General features: G+C 59.7%; 10 protein-coding genes and 1 pseudogene. 9 read left to right on the forward strand and 2 right to left on the reverse strand.

The features are described 5' to 3' along the window. Positions 1 to 113: 113 nt before the first annotated feature. The 4 genes and pseudogenes from WN982_RS08790 (at position 114) to WN982_RS08805 (ending at position 4,099) form a co-directional block, all read left to right on the forward strand. Entirely contained in the window at positions 114 to 1,517 is a 1,404-nt protein-coding gene (locus tag WN982_RS08790; protein ID WP_341312775.1) for an IS4 family transposase, read from the forward strand. A gap of 375 nt (positions 1,518 to 1,892) precedes the next feature. Continuing rightward, a complete protein-coding gene (locus WN982_RS08795) occupies positions 1,893 to 2,027 on the forward strand; it encodes an entericidin A/B family lipoprotein (RefSeq protein ID WP_341315321.1) in 135 nt (44 codons plus the stop codon). A gap of 554 nt (positions 2,028 to 2,581) precedes the next feature. Continuing rightward, a pseudogene (locus WN982_RS08800) lies at positions 2,582 to 2,847 on the forward strand (IS6 family transposase); the annotation flags it as partial. Between the two features lie 253 nt (positions 2,848 to 3,100). Then, entirely contained in the window at positions 3,101 to 4,099 is a 999-nt protein-coding gene (locus WN982_RS08805; RefSeq protein WP_341315322.1) for an ABC transporter substrate-binding protein, read from the forward strand. Between the two features lie 371 nt (positions 4,100 to 4,470). Here the strand turns inward: WN982_RS08805 and WN982_RS08810 are convergent, their stop codons facing one another. Continuing rightward, entirely contained in the window at positions 4,471 to 5,343 is an 873-nt protein-coding gene (locus WN982_RS08810) for a 4Fe-4S dicluster domain-containing protein (protein ID WP_341315323.1), read from the reverse strand. Then, positions 5,313 to 8,270, reverse strand: coding sequence for a molybdopterin-dependent oxidoreductase (locus WN982_RS08815; RefSeq protein ID WP_341315324.1), 2,958 nt, complete (start codon positions 8,268 to 8,270; stop codon positions 5,313 to 5,315). Before WN982_RS08815 ends, WN982_RS08810 begins: the two co-directional genes overlap by 31 nt. A gap of 319 nt (positions 8,271 to 8,589) precedes the next feature. On the opposite strand from WN982_RS08815, the gene WN982_RS08820 reads away from it, so the two are divergent. The 5 genes from WN982_RS08820 to WN982_RS08840 all read left to right on the forward strand — a co-directional run bounded on the left by WN982_RS08820 (position 8,590) and on the right by WN982_RS08840 (position 15,750). Then, positions 8,590 to 9,129 (forward strand): MarR family transcriptional regulator, encoded by a 540-nt coding sequence (locus WN982_RS08820; protein WP_341315325.1) that lies wholly within the window; start codon positions 8,590 to 8,592, stop codon positions 9,127 to 9,129. Between the two features lie 239 nt (positions 9,130 to 9,368). After that, complete coding sequence (locus tag WN982_RS08825) at positions 9,369 to 10,415, forward strand: homogentisate 1,2-dioxygenase (RefSeq protein WP_341315326.1); 1,047 nt, start codon at positions 9,369 to 9,371, stop codon at positions 10,413 to 10,415. Positions 10,416 to 10,448: 33 nt separating this feature from the next. Beyond that, on the forward strand, positions 10,449 to 11,549 hold the full coding sequence (locus WN982_RS08830; RefSeq protein WP_341315327.1) for a Gfo/Idh/MocA family oxidoreductase: 1,101 nt from the start codon (positions 10,449 to 10,451) through the stop codon (positions 11,547 to 11,549). Positions 11,550 to 12,244: 695 nt separating this feature from the next. Beyond that, positions 12,245 to 14,722 carry an ATP-binding cassette domain-containing protein gene (locus WN982_RS08835; protein ID WP_341315328.1) on the forward strand — a complete coding sequence of 826 codons (2,478 nt, stop codon included), beginning with the start codon at positions 12,245 to 12,247 and terminating at the stop codon, positions 14,720 to 14,722. A gap of 29 nt (positions 14,723 to 14,751) precedes the next feature. Beyond that, entirely contained in the window at positions 14,752 to 15,750 is a 999-nt protein-coding gene (locus tag WN982_RS08840; RefSeq protein ID WP_341315329.1) for an ABC transporter permease, read from the forward strand. The last annotated feature ends 46 nt before the right edge of the window (positions 15,751 to 15,796 follow it).

A 15,796-nucleotide genomic window follows, 5' to 3' on the forward strand; every position in this document is an offset into this window, starting at 1 on the left:
CGCCGACGACCCCAGTAGGGGCCTCAGGATTACCCACATCTGTGCCGGGATAGCGCTTGTAAACAGCTTGAGGTGGTGTTAACTTGAGGCACCGCCACAGGAACCAGACGCAATTGCCTTCGACCGAGAATCAGGATGACCAGGACGACTGGGCCGACATCGAATTCGGTGCGGCAAATCTGGGCGATGCCCGTTTGACGAATCGGCTCGTTGCACTGGCACGCCGGCTTGCCAGCACACCGGACTGCTCGTTTCCACGCTCCATGGATGCCGCCGAACTCAAGGCGGCCTATCGCTTCTTCGATAACGACCAGGTCGATACGGACGGTGTGCTTGCACCTCACGTAGACCAGACGCTCAAGCGCATGACCCAGGTGCCAGTCGTGCTCGCGGTGCAGGACACAACCGAATTCAACCTGACGCATCTGGGCGCGACCGAAGGCCTGGGCTACGGCACGGGCAACCAGTCGCGCGGCTTCATGCTGCACAGCCTGCTGGCCGTGACACCGGAAGGCCTGCCGCTCGGCGTGCTGGGCATGAAGACGTGGGTGCGCGATGACGCAGATCTGGGCCGCAGGCGTCAACGCTCAAAGCGCGACTTCAATGACAAGGAAAGCGTTAAATGGGTTGAGGGTCTGAACCATCTGGCAGCCCTTAAGACCCGATGTCCCGATACGCGCATGGTGGGCGTGGGCGACCGCGAAAGCGACGTCTATGAAGTGTTCGTGGCCGAGCGGCCTGCTGGCGTAGACTGGCTCATTCGTGCGGCATGGGACCGTCGGACGGCGCACCCCGAGCGTTATCTCTGGGACACGGTGACGGCGAGCGCCCCCTTGGGCGAAATCGAGCTGGAGTTGCCGGCACACCGCAACATGGCCCGGCGCATTGCGCGTCTGACGCTGCGTTGCACGCAGGTCAGCCTGATTGCACCACCCAGAGCGTCGACCAAAGGCACCGGGCGCGCCCGGCTCACCCCGGTGGAGGTGTTTGCAATCCACGCACTTGAAACCGATCCGCCAGCGGGCGTCGAGCCGCTCGAGTGGATGCTGCTCAGCTCTGTGCCCACGCTCACGCTGAGCGATGCACTTGAACGACTCGAATGGTATGCACGTCGCTGGACGATCGAATCGTGGCATCGTGTGCTCAAAAGCGGCTGTCGGATCGAGGCGCGCCAGTTCGGCAATCTTGAACGGTTCGTCCGCGCGACCGCGCTATTTGCAGTGATCAGCTGGCGAATCATGTACGCCACGCTGCTGGGTCGGGCCGACCCGGATCTGTCGTGTGAAGTGCTACTTCAGCCCGACGAATGGCGCGCGCTTTACTGCCGCGCCAACCGCACCTCAAAACCACCGGTGGCAACGCCTTCGCTAGGCGAAGTCGTACTGTGGATCGCCAAACTCGGCGGTTATCTGAACCGTAAGCATGATCACCCGCCCGGGCCCACCGTCATGTGGCGAGGGTTCCTGGTCCTTCACGAAATCACCGAGATGTACCGGATCTTTAGCCAGGACGGGTGATTCACATCACGAGATGTGGGTAATCCTGAGAGTAGGGGCGGAGGTGAGTGTCGACGTTCGGCTATGACTCGTCATTTCGAGTTCTTTACAGAAAGCGGTCACCGTCGGCCAGTCACAGGGTCAATATACTCTGCATGGTTCGAGTCGCGCCTTGAGCTTCGGCCTGCATGGAACGTGACGAAGCGGCGCGTCGCAATCAGAGTCGCTATCCCGCCTTTCGGTTTGCGTCCGGGACGCTGCGATTGCGAGCGGCGGCACTCAGATCCACGTCACGATACCGCGTCAGTCGATGCCGACAGGCGAAGCAGACAGCACCGACGGCAAAATCGTCTAAAATTAATCTGCTCCGATCCTGATTTGAACAAGGGGAAGAAAATGATTCGATTGATTGTATGGATGCTGATTGCTGGTACCGCAGTTCTCGCCGGCTGCAGCACGATGGCGGGCGCAGGCCAGGACATTTCGAAGGGCGGCCAGGCGATCAAGAATGAGGCACAAGAGCCCAAGTAAGGAAGCCAGCTGAGGGAGCGCGCCAACGAAGTCAAGAGCAGAGATCAACAAGCCCATTCGCTGCCAATCATCGCAGCAGACGCGGCGCCGTGCTGGTGCCGCGTTTTCAATTGCGCGGTGATCGTCTTGTTGTGCCGTGAGTTCGATTGCCGACGTATCCGCATCGCCGCCCCGGGTAACAAGGATGTGGATGTCACCCGGTGTAATGTCGCCGATCCTGCGCTTCCTTCAACTTCAGTTCACCTGGCTTCCCTCGCATTCATGGTTTGCTCCGTTTATCAGATCTGCTTTGCAACATCCAGTCCGTATGTCGTAGCATTCATTCGAGCCCTCCATTCCTCAAGTGGACGTGTCGAAACTCCACTCTGGCACATTGATGCCGATCGGTTCTGGAGGGCCTCTGCGTTCCTGTAGGACCCTGCGTCCCCAAAGGAAAGGCAGTGTCCATTTCATCTCGGTCGAACTCGGCCTTTGGTTGTCGGTGCAGAGGGCTGCAGTTTGCACGGCTTCGTTATAATCCAGCGGTCTTCAAGCTATCGCGGATAGCTGACTGGGTCTTCGTCAAAGCCTGCGCGCGGGTCAATAATCGAGCCGAAAATAGTCATCAGCCCACGCGAGAACGTGAGCGGCGCATGCGTGGATTTCGCGATCCCGAACGGAACGCAAGCAAGCTTTCTTATCGAGCTTCGGTCCGATCCAGAAGCACTTCACACTCAAACGACATTTGCTGCGCGCCTCGCTCTATCGAAAACAGCTCGCCGCACGCTTCGCCGCTTGGCATCATTTCACTGAAATTACCAAAAATCCGTCCAGTTTCTGAGCAATTGCGTGCCATGTTCGCTAACGCGCCGCACGCGCTTTAACGTGACAGTGCCGTTCGACGACACGTGATTGTGCTGCCGTCAACGTGGCACGCCGATCAATGGTCCTCCATGATCCTTGACACATGTAATCCTTAGTAGGATCATGCGATATGGAATAAATTGATTGCGATTTAACCGGTCTCCCGGCCCGCCTGGCTGGCCCGTGTTGACGCTTTCGTTTCTATCGTTCCGCAACAAGGAGAAGAGGTAATGGGAAATCACAAGCTCCGGCTGTCTATCGCCGTTGGCAACTATGACCGTATGCGTCCGCTCGTCGATGGGGATGTTCAGATCGACGGCGTCGATCCGGTCTTCATGCTGCAGGAACCTGAGGAGATCTTCTTTCGCGCGTTTCGGCACGCCGACTACGACATCTGCGAACTGTCGCTCAGCAGCTATTCAGTCAAGATGGCCGCGGGCACGTCGCCCTATATCGCCGTGCCGGTCTTTCCGTCGCGGGCGTTCAGGCATACCGCGATCTACGTGCGAGCGGACCGGGGAATCAACAAGCCTGAAGACCTGAAGGGCAAGCGCATTGGGGTACCCGAGTACCAGCTCACCGCCAATGTCTGGGTCCGGCTCTTTCTCGAGGAAGAGTATGGGGTAAAAGCGTCCGACGTGACCTGGGTGCGCGGCGGCTACGAAGATCCTTCCCGAGTCGAGAAGATCTCGTTGAACCTGCCGGACGACATCAAAGTGGAAGACGCCCCCGAAGGCGAAACCATCTCCAGGCTTCTGGCGGCGGGGGAGATCGACGCCGTCATCGGTCCGCGTGCGCCATCCTGCTTTGACCAGGGCCATCCGCAGGTTCGGTATCTCTTCGACGATCCACACAAGACTGCCGCCGATTGGTATGCGCGCACGAAGCTGTTTCCAATCATGCACACGCTCGGCGTCAGAAAGACGCTCGCCGATCAGCATCCGTGGCTGCCGGGTGCACTCGCCAAGGCGTTCGAGAAGTCGAAGGCCCTCGCGCTCGAGCGGCTCAGCGAGACCGGTGCGACCAAGGTGACTTTGCCGTTCGTCGAAGACCAGTTGCGGGCGGCGCGCAAGCTGATGGGCTTCGATTTCTGGCCGTACGGCTTTGCGGAGAACGAGCACACTATCGACCGCTTCCTTGCTCGGCATTATGCCGAGGGCTTGTCCAGCCGCCGGCTTCAGGCGCGTGAGTTGTTCCATCCCGCGAGCCTCGAAAGCTTCAAGATCTGATTCCAGCGTCGAGCCTTGTCCGGGGTGATGCGTCGAAGCCGGGCGCGGGCCCCGAAACGCCAGATCCTGGCTACTGGCAAACCGATCGTCCCGAATGTTGCATGTCCGCCAACGAACAGGCGGACATGCGAACCTGATTCAGGATTCCCGCACCGATATATCTGTTTGACGGCGCAAATAGGGCTCTCACGCGCTGGGACCGGGACAGGCGTTCCGCAAGTGTGAACGGTTCCCCCGTGTAGAGGTTGTATGCGGAGGATTCCTTGCAGAAATCCTCGTCAATACCGCTAGTCGCAATCCGGATATCGCGCTCGACGCTGCGTCCGAGTCCGCGTGGGACGACGCGGCCCTCGCGGATTAGAGACCTGGTTTCAACAGAGCAGTGTGCCGAGGTTGACGCTCCCAGTGCGGTCTCTTGTAGCGAGGACCTTTTCCGTCCCGTCCTTTCTTACCCGCAACTCGATGCGCGAGGACGGCGCAACCAGCCCAGAGAATCGAAAGTCGCCGAAATGGTCGGTCCTGGTTGCGCGTTCGCTACCATCGGAGGAGTCACGCAGGATAACTTCGGCACCCTCCAGATTACGCAGTTGACCGCCACCCAGGTCTTCGCAGACATTGCCTGCCACCAGATGGCTGAGCGCATCGTCCAGATTCTTGTAGAAGACGCGCGGCTTGGTGCCGAACTCGGGGCTAATGACTGACAGGTGCTCTTTCTCGACCATTTCCGCCAATTGGGCGTCCACGACATTCAACGCACGGATCGCCTTGGTAGGGCAGGCCTGCGCGCAGCGTGGCTCTTTCCAGCCGGCATCGAGCAGGTGAGCGTCGAAGTTCCAGTTCTGCGGCACCTGTTCCTGTTCATTCCATTCGATCATGCCGTAAGGGCATGTCCCGACCAGATCGCGCCGGCCATGCGACTTGACCGGGTCGATCACGACGACGCCGTCCGGCCGCTTGTAGATCGCGCCGTCCGAGGCTGCTTTAACGCAGGGGGCGTTGTCACAGTGATTACAGGTCTTCGGGATATAGGTGACATCGACCAGCGAGCCTTCTCCGCGAACGTGGCGTTCGATCCGGATCGTTTCGAGCCCTTCCGGCGGATGGGGCGCCGAATAGCCCGGAAAGGCATTGCCGGCGTACTCGTCCTTGGTCGCGAGGACGCAATTTCTGCAATTGATGCAGAGTGAAACGTCAACGACCAGCGCCCAGCCGCTCACGCTGCTTTCTCGAGTGTCGAGTCCCATTTTTCCACCTCCACCCAGCAAGTATTAGGCATGATCCCGTCCGCAGTCGGACTCATTTTTCCACCCGGCGTCAGGAGATTGAGACAGCCTCCGCGATCGACCAGGCCCACCGAAGTCTCGATCAGGTCGAGCTCGGCACACGACTCGTTGCCGCGCGCCACTCCCGCCTTGACGAGCTGCGAAACATCCACGGCACAGATGACCGACGCCTGCGCGTTGTGGACACGAACCAGATCGCCGCGCTGTATGCCTCGAGTCTCGGCATCCCGGCGATTCATTCGCAGAACCCAATATCGATATCCGCCGACCTCCATCCGGTGTTCGTCGATTGTGCTGACGTGACTGTTCTTTCCGTCCGCATGCGTATGGAAGCTGTAGACCGGATGGTTGGTGACGAGCTGCAGCGGAAACGGTTGTTTCGCGGCGCTGGCGCGGTTTATGTATCGGTTGACGGCCGGCCTTGCGGGATCAATCTTCTCAATGCGACGCAGGCTCGACGGTACGAACTCGAACTTGCCCGACTGGGTGGGGAGTCCCTCACCGAACGCTTTCGAATACACGCCGGGAAGCGGGTTCGCTTCCGGCAAATCCTTGGGCCGCCCCTCAGCGAACCAGCGCATGTCGACGGGTGGCTTGTCATTGTCCGAAGGAGGGGGAACGACGTGATAGCCCTTTTGCAGGAACTTCTTCCAGGTGGTTTGCTTCGGCAGGTCCGTGGAGTTGAACATTCGCTCGCACCACGCCAGTTCGGAGCAACCACCTTCCGAAAACATGCCACCGTATCCAAGCCTTGTCATGATATCCAGAAAGATCTGATAGTCCGACTTCGATTCGCCGAGGGGTTCGATGCATTTGTGTTGCATGATCACCATACGGTGATTGAGCTGGCTCTGCGCATGCTGGATGTAGCCGCCGCAATTGGCCCATTCGGCGATGTCATCACGTTCGAGCGCGGTGCAAGCAGGCAGAATGACGTCTGCGAACTGGGCCTCGTTCTCCATCCAGATCGACTGGTTGACGATGAACTCCAGGGATGAGTGACGATACGCTTCAACAAGCCTGTTCGATCCCGGAGTCGTGCCGAACGATGACGAGCCGTAGCGGTACAGCATGTGGATGCGGGAATGGCCCGGCCTCGGATACGAGTATTGGGCAAATTGCCCCTCGATCGAGAAGCCGTCCCACGCATAGCCTTCCGCGTGTCCCTCCACGATGGCTTCGGCAAGCCGTTGCCGGGGGACGGACTGCTTCACCGGATTGATCGTGATGATATGAGGCATGCGGCAGTAGTTGTTGGCCGCGCTCGCAGTGTTGTTCAAATCGCCTGAGATTCCGCCCTCGGCGTACCCGGGGAAGTAAAAATTGAGGTCCTGCGGTGCACCAATCTGCAAATTGCCGAAATTGATCCCCGGTTTCCCCCATCCCTGCATCGCCATCATCATGACGACGCTTCGCGCCCATTGAGCACCCGTCTCGGTGCGGCATGCGCCACCAAAGCCTGCGCCCAGGCCGCCAGCCGCGAGATAAGTCTTCTTTGACGCCCATAACTTCGCCAGACTGCGCACATCCTTGGCGGGCACGCCGGTTTCCGCTTCTTGCCACTCCGGCGTCTTGGGTACGCCGTCCTCTTTGCCGAGGACGTAAGCGCTCCATTCGTCAAAGCCCGTCGTATTCGATGCAACGTACTCCTTATCGTAGCTGCCGCTAACCATCCATTCGTGCATGATGGCGATCGCGAGCGCCGAGTCGGAGCCGGGTTTGATCGGCAGCCATTTCCCGCCAAGGAACTGCGCGGAATGCGTCAGATAAGGATCGATATGCACGAACTCGATGCCGAGCTGCTTGGCCCATAGCCGCCGTTCGGTGCCTTCGAATCCGCCATAGACACCATTGGTCGATTCGGGATCGCTCGACCAGAACACGATGACCTCGGCATGCTGAAGACAATCCTCGATCGTGCCGTAAAAGCTCGGCGTGCCCAGGCGCAGGCTGTTGCCGTAGTGATGCATGGCCCCCCAATACCAGCCTTCCCAACTGATCGGACTCGGTTCGACGCGGGTAAAGCCGATCAGGTTACCGAAGCGCAGCATCGCGCTCAGGTAGTAGTTGATGTTCCCCCACTGGTGGTGTGCGCCCGTGACCATGGCTATGGATCCGGGGCCGTAGTCCTTCTTCATGCGGCGAATTTCTCCGGCGACAATATCGAGCGCTTCGTCCCAGCTGATGCGTTCATAGCCCGAGATCCCGCGATTCTGGGGATTGCGCTCGCCGTTGGGGTCAAAGTCGACGCGCTTCATCGGATAGAGGAGGCGCTTGTCGGAGTACACGAGCGATTTCAGGGAGAGCGCGTGCGGACTGACCGTCGCGCGCCGTGCCGGCGAAAGCCGGCGGCCTCTTGCCGTGATACTCCAGCTCGGTCCATCGTCCTCTTCGAGATCGATGGGCGTGGTGCGAACGATCTTGTCGTCCTTGACGAAGACGAACACGGGTCCGCCATTGGTGAGCGTGACGTAACGCGTGGTTCCGTCCTTCATCGGCATGCCCTTGCGCCACGCAGCCGTCTTCATTGTGTTGACGAGTTGGCCGAACCACACGAGCTTCTGGTCGCTTCCGCCCTGCGTGATCTTGAAGTTCTTGAGCGCATCGATCAGGAACGCATGATCCGTTTTCGGCGCGAGCATCTTGTGCGCTGTCGCGACGTCCATGAAGACGAGCTCTGCGTCGGGCTTGGCGCACACTCCCCAGCGTCCGGACACGCTGCCGTCTTTGAAATGGAGTTGCCTCGCGAGACTGTTGTCTCTGAGCCGTAGCTGGATGACTCCACTTCCTGTGGCGAGATGCGCTCGCACGGCAGGAAACTTGCGGGCCGCAATACGCAGGACGGTCGGCATGAGCCAGAGGATAAGTACAAGGATTTTTCGCTGCATGAGAATGTCATCCCTGAGCAGAACTGTGCTTTGATTGGACGCAACGACTGCCGTTCAGGCACCGGTCCAGGTTGTTCCGAATTGCCCCTGATGAGCGAATTTTGCGGAGCAGCGCGACGCAGCGGTCGGTCACGTTGTATGATCGTAACTATAGCGGATCATTTGTAAGGCAATGATACCTTAAAAAATAAACCTGTATCGAATGATGCTGTTTGGTATAAACAAAGTCAAGGGCTCCTGTGGTGGGGTATGCCCTGACTACCGTTTGTTCGGGGCCCGGAAATTTGCCCGGTTGGCCCATCTATAAAGGAATCAGGCAATGTCCAAGTCGAATCCCAGCGCCGCCAAGGCAACTTTGGATCGCGAACCGTCAGGCGAGGCAGCCGCGAAGTTGTCACCCGAACTATTTGATGAGCGTGGCCGAACTGTGCCGTGGATGGCCAGGACGGTGCACCGGCTCTATGATGCACAGGGCCAGAAAGTTCTAGATAAGGAAAACCTTGCCATTTCGTATTGGTATTACCTCCGCGTACTGGCCGAGCGCGGCGAGTTGAATCAGCTCGAATTAAGCAAGCGAGTGGGGATAGCCTCGACGACCGCGGTGCCGGCACTTGACAACCTGGAGAAGCGCGGGCTGGTGCAAAGGATCCGGGATCCTAAGGATCGAAGAAAATATTACGTCAGTCTTAAGGAAGAGGGTAGACGCCTGGTCGACGACATATTGCCGGAGTTCACGGACATACACTCCGCCTCGCTCGACGGAATTTCCTCGCGGGACATGCGGGTGTTCTGGAAGGTCGCGCACCAGATCGAGAAAAATCTGATTCAGATGTCCAAGGACGATGCGGCCTTGGACTGACGGCCTCGAAAAGATAATTACGTTTGCAACGTGCGTTGTCGCCCGAGATCTGCATGGGGAATTCCCTGGTGCTCTTGACTTGATTTGTTCTGCAACACATCATTCGATATAAATCTATCCTTTGTGCGATCATCGCAGGAAAATGATGTGCCTTAGGGTGATGGACGTTACTTGCCGACGTCGGCCAGCGAAAGTGAGAGGCGGCGGAAGCGGTGTTAGAGAACGAAGGAGGTGGACAAATGAGTGGCAAAACGCATGATGCAGGCCCCCCCCTGGTGCAACTCTGGAGCCGTGACGGATTCCAGGGTGCGCTGTCAGTTGTGACCCGGCCGACATATGCGCCTGATTATCTTTCCGTGCAGGGGCCGCACGCACCGCGGCGCGCCGTCCTTGAGCGCTTGACGCCTGACGATCAGGACGACCCTGAGGCCCTTCCGACCACCGTGGCGACTTCCAGGCTCGGCGTCAAGCTGCATGTGTCGGGGCGGCGCAAGCCCATGCCGTATGTAGTGCGCAATGTCGAAGCGGACGAGATTCATTTCATCCAATCCGGCACGGTAAGGTTCGAAACGGACGTGGGCTGTCTCACGGCGACGGAAGGAGACTTCGTCTGCATTCCCCGATCTGTCGCGTATCGCTATGCACCGACGGGCGATGCTATGCGAAGCATCATCGTCGAGAGTCCTGCGGCCCTGAAGCTCGCGCCGCCCGCGCCAAGTGGCCTGCTCAACGTTGCGCGGGATCTCAAGTTTGCCGAAATCGACTCCGCCATGCCGGCCGGCGGCCCAACGCGGCTGGTGCTGAAAACCCTCGACACCGAGAACACGGTCTTCACGATGCCGCATGATCCGCTTGCGCTTGGCGTGTGCTTGTCGGAGTCCGTCCCGGTGTGGAAGCTGAATCTGGCCAATATCCAGGTTCACGCCTACCTGCCTGAGGGTGGTCCGCCTAGCCAGTTTCTGTCATCGAGCACGGGCGACATTCTGATGTTCAACCTCAGCGCGCGTCCCGGGGGGCGGCCACCGGTTCACATCAACGCCGACTTCGACGAAGTGATCTGTTACGTGCGGGGCCCCGGCGCTTGGGGCGGGTGTTCGGAACCTGGCACCTTGACCTGTGTGCCAAAGGGGGTCATCCACCACGGGCCCTCGGAGGACGTTCCTGAGGGCTATCAGGCCTGGTTGCTGGAAACACGCGCGACGCTGCGTTGGACACCGAAGGCCCTTGCCGCTTCGGAGTTGATGGAGACGGGCCAATACCGGCCGCACCCGAGTGTGGGTAAATGACCGGCGTGACGTGACGCATATTTCGAGGATGCAATGAAAAAACGTTTTCGAGTAGGAATCGTGGGAGTGAGCGCGCAGCGTGGTTGGGGCACCGCAGCGCATATTCCTGCGTTGCGTGCGTTGTCCGACGTATTCGAGGCCGCCGGCGTGGCAAACACGAGTCTCGCGAGCGCAAAGGCGGCCGCTGCTGCCTTTGGCATTCCGCGCGCGTTCGAGAACGTGGCGGAGCTCGTGGCCTCCCCGGATATCGACGTCCTGGCCGTCACGGTCAAAGTTCCGCACCATCGTGAAGTTGTCGCCGCGGCTTTGGCGGCGGGCAAGCATGTCTACTGTGAGTGGCCGCTCGGCAACGGCCTTGCAGAAGCGATCGAGCTTGCAGATCTCGCCAGGGAGAGCCCGGCACGGGCAGTGGTGGGCACCCAGGCCACCGCGTCGCCCGAAGTCGAACTCGTCCGCAAGCTCGTGGCCGACGGACACGTGGGCGAGGTGTTGTCGTCGACCTACCTCGGCTGCGGTCCTACCTGGGGTGACGAAGTCACGCGCGGTGACTCGTACGCGATGGATGCGGCCAACGGCGCAACCTTGCTGAGGATCATTGGCGGGCATGCACTTGCTGCCGTGCAAAGTGTGCTCGGCCCCGTTGACGACGTGGAGGGTGTGGTGTCGCAGCGCCGCAAGACCGTGCGCATCGTCGAGACAGGCGACACGATCCCGATGCGAACACACGATCATGTGATGGTTAATGCCGTTTTGAAGTCGGGCGCACCGTTGTCGCTGGAGCTCCGCGGGGGCCTGCCGCGCGGCACGCAGCTGCTGTGGGAGATCAACGGAACGGCGGGTGATCTGCGCATTACCGCTGCGCATGACCAGTATCCCGTCATCAACATCGCGCCATTGCGCGTGGAGGCGGGCCGCAAGGGCGAGCAGGGGTATCGCGAGGTCGAGGCTGCGAAATCCGATTTCGTGGATACGGTCATTGCGCGGAATGTGGCGGCCATCTATCGGCAGATGGCCGAGGACCTGGTTCACGGGACCAGCACTGCCCCTGATTTCGATGACGCTGTGGCCCTTCATAAGGTGATTGATGCCATCGAGAGATCAGATCAGACCCGCAAGCGGGTGCGAATCGACTGATCTGTTGAGGTCTGCGATCGGGTCCATTGACACGCCGATCGCCGTCTATCGTGTTGCCAGCGGCAACCATACATCGCAACGTTGATTCTCAGCGACACCGATCTGCTCGACGACCCGCCAGTAACACTGCTGGCGGGTTCGTCCGTCTTTGCATTGCACCACGCTCAAGAAGAATCAGGCCAGCACGGACTGCAGCGAACAAGCGTCGCGCAGTCAGTTGCGGCATCGCCATTCGCAGTCGCGGGCCGCTTTCAGACGACACCCTTGTGACATCCACGGCCCATGCGGCATGGGTAGGGAGATTCCCTAAGGTTCTTGACTTTGGTCGTTCTAAAACACATCATTCGATATAAATCAATCGCGTCTTGAATCATCGTATTCGAAATGATGTGCGCGAGGGTACGCTGCCCGTATTCCTCTGTTTATTTTCGAGCTATTGCATTCCGCTGTCGAGGCTATCAATCCTCATCCACTTTCGGAATTAAGATTTTTCATAATAACTCTGGACGCAGATAGATAAAAAGAACAAGAAATCAGGTGCAAATTCACTTTTCAATATTTCGTACAACAGATCAATGAAAGCAATAGGCGCGTCGTGAAACGTTTGAACCGCTCCGCCTGATGCTGGCTCTCCTCCGCGCTTCCTGCCGACAAGCTCAAGGAAGTATTTGCACAACAATTGCTTGAGATGAATCATGAATGACCAGAAAACGCTGCTGCAGGTCGATGGTGTCACCAAGATATTCCCCGGAGTCAGGGCGCTCGACAACGTAACGTTCTCGGTGGTCGAGGGCGAGGTGCACGGTCTCGTGGGCGAGAACGGGGCAGGCAAGTCCACGCTGATGGCCGTTGCGTCGGGCGCCCTCGTTCCGGAGCAAGGGCGCGTCGTGATCGACGGCACGGAAACGCGAGGCGACACGGAGCAGGCACGCCGGTTGGGGTTGGCTATCGTACGGCAGGAACCGGCGCTTATGCCCGACCTGACCGTAGCGGAAAACCTCTATCTCGGCGTGCCTGCCGAGCAACGTCCGTCCTTGATGGAGGTTGCGCAATGGGCACGCGGGCTCCTGAAGCAATGGAGCGACGATGTTGCGATCGATGCGAGCGAGCGCGTGGTGAGCTTGGGCCCCGAGCAGAGGTTCATCGTCGAAATTGTCAAAGCGCTTGCTGCAAAGCCCAAGGTTCTGGTTCTCGACGAACCGACCGAACATCTGTTGACGGAAGACGTCGACCGTCTGTTCGAGCGCATCCGCAAGATAACGGCTTCGGGTTGTTCGGTCGTTTATATCTCGCACCGGATCCGCGAGGTGCAGAGAATTGCGCATCGCCTGACGGTGCTTCGCGACGGGCAGGGCCAGGGCACCTATGAGGCCGCGGGCCTCAGCGAACAGGAAATCGTCGAACTGATCGTTGGCGGCGCGCTCGACCGCGACTTCCCGGCCAAGGGTAACAATAGCGGTGCAAGCGTCGTTCTCGACGTGACAAAGCTGCGTGGTGTCGGCTTTACCGACATATCGGTTCGGATCAGGAAAGGCGAGATTGTTGGTCTTGCGGGGATCGACGGCAATGGCCAGCGAGAGTTCATGCGGGCTCTCGCAGGACAAACGCGAAGCCGCGGCAGCGTCACGGTGGCCGGCGTTCCCGCGAAGCTTCACAACTCGCAGGCTGCCGCCGGTTCGGGCATCCGTTATCTGCCGGGCGACCGTCATCGCGAGGGCATTTTCGGCGAATTGTCGGTGCGCGAGAATTTTTCGCTCCGCAGTCTGCCATTCGATTCCATCAAAGGGTGGGTGAGCCAGCGCAGCGAAGCAAAGCGCGCGAGAGATGCCGTGACGCGATTCGCTGTCAAGACGCCGTCCGTCGACACGCCTATTCGGACCCTGTCGGGCGGTAACCAGCAGAAGCTTGTGCTGGCGAGTGTGCTCGCCAGTCATCCCAAGGTGTTGCTGGTCGACGAGCCGACCCAGGGCGTGGACATTGGCGCGCGGATGGAAATCTACAAGGTGCTTCGCGAGGCTGCAGCTGCAGGTGCAGCCGTGATCGTCGTTTCGTCGGATGCGCACGAGGTGGCGGGACTCTGTGATCGCGTGCTCATCTTCTCGCGCGGACATGTCGTCAAGGAATTGGGCGAGAACGCCGTCAGTGAGAACAACATCACGTCTGCCGTCCTGACCGCAACGACTGAGCGGGAAAAGGACGCTTCCCGGACCTCCGGGCTCTGGAAGTGGGCTGCTGGGGATTGGGCGCCGCTGGTGATGCTTGCCGTCGCGGTCTGTGCGCTCGGCTTGTATGCGGCGCACGTCAACCCAGCCTACCTTTCTGCGCGAAACTTGAGCGGCATGCTGGCGCTCGTGGCGACACTGGCCATCGTCGCATACGGGCAACAGATGCTCATGCTGGTTGGCGGGATCGATCTTTCGGTTGGGCCGCTCATGGGGCTCATCGTTGTCATACAGTCGTTCTTCCTGAATGATGGCGCCTCGTTGGCTCATCAGCTCTCGGGATGGGGGATCGTGTTGCTCGTCGCCCTCGCCGTCGGACTCGTGAACTGGATGCTGGTGGGTCCGTTCCGGTTGCATCCGATGGTAGCGACACTCGCGACGTACATGGCGCTTCAGGCGGTGTCGCTGCTCCTGCGCCCGGTTCCGGGTGGCCTGATTGCGGATTCCATTGCGGAGTCGATCAGTGCGCAGCTCGGCGTCATGCCCATTATCGTGATCGTGGCAATCGTGCTTGCCGTGGTGCTCGAAATCGCGTTGTTCAAGTCAAGGGCCGGTCTCACGCTGCGCGGCGTGGGCTCCCGCTTCGAAGCCGCGCGTATGTCCGGTGCCCGCCCGCAACTGACGGCGCTCGCCGCGTACATGGGGTGTTCGTTCCTTGCGGGCGTCGCTGCCGTGCCCATGATGGCGCAGGTTGGCACGGGCGACCCCAGCGCCGGTATTAACTACACGCTCGGAAGCGTCGCAGCGGTAGTGATCGGCGGCGCGAGCCTGTTTGGCGGACGCGGCTCCTTTGTCGGTTCACTGCTGGGTGCGCTCCTCATCATTCAGGTGAACGTCGTCACCTCGTTCCTCGATATCGGGGACTCGTGGCAGTCGTATCTCCTGGGCGGGATGATCCTCACGTCAGTCGCGCTCTATTCCAAGAGCAGAGAAATGGTGGTGGCGAAATGAGAAACGCAACGCACAATCAGGCGGAAGTTATGTCGGAATTCCTTGAGCCCTCTACGTCGAAATCAAAAGTAAAGCCGGCACGGCTACCCGCGGTTGATGAATTCTCATGGATCTGGGTCGGGCTGATCCTGCTCTTCGTTTGCAGTTCCATCGTCGCGCCGGGCACGATGACGCGAGGCTCGATCCTGGCCATGCTTCCGTTCGCCGGCATTCTTGCAATCGTCGCGACGGGCCAAACGCTGGTTATCCAGCAGCGCGGGCTGGACATGTCGGCAATCGGTATGGTTTCGCTCGCGGGCATTGTCATGGCCAGAACGGGATTCGCGTTCAATTCCATCGTCCTCGCCGTCATTTTTACGGTCTGTATCGGCGGGATCGTCGGAATCATCAACGGTGCGCTCATCTCGAGGGTCGCGATTACGCCGCTAGTGGCGACGCTTGCCGTCAACGCGCTGCTGATTGGTTGCGCGCGCTCGTTGACCGGTAACGTTCCGGTGGACGTTCCGACCGTCATGCAAACCATTTCGCACGCCCAGTTCCTTGGGCTTCCGGCCAACGTCTGGTTCGCCCTCGCGTTCGTGACGACCGCGTGGATCATTACCCGCAAGACCACGGTAGGGCGCAGGTTCGTCGCCGTCGGGGTGAACCCGCGCGCGGCCGAAGCCGCAGGCGTTGCCGTGCTGAAGTACAGGATTGGGGCGTACCTCGCGTCCGCCGTTTGCTTTTGCGCGGCGGGCATGCTGCTCGCCGGATTCATCGGAAGCGCGTCGCAGACGTCCGGTAACGACTATCTCCTGCCGGCGATCGCGGCCGTGGTGGTCGGGGGCACGCCGTTCACGGGCGGCAGAGGCAGTGTCGTTGCGAGTGCCGTGGCCGCATTGTTCATGGCGCAACTCGGTCAGCTCGTGCTGGCGCTTGGCGCAGGCCCAGCTATTCAGCTCCTCGTTCAGGCTTGCGCGATTCTTCTGGCGACAACGGTACGTCATCTACCGGAACTTCTGCGAACAATTCGCAAGTCAAGGGGGTAGTCGTTTTGTGCCGCGTCCGCCATGCCGCCGGCGGACGCGTATTGAC

The sequence above is a fragment of the Paraburkholderia sp. IMGN_8 genome, from assembly GCF_038050405.1.
Classification (GTDB): domain Bacteria; phylum Pseudomonadota; class Gammaproteobacteria; order Burkholderiales; family Burkholderiaceae; genus Paraburkholderia.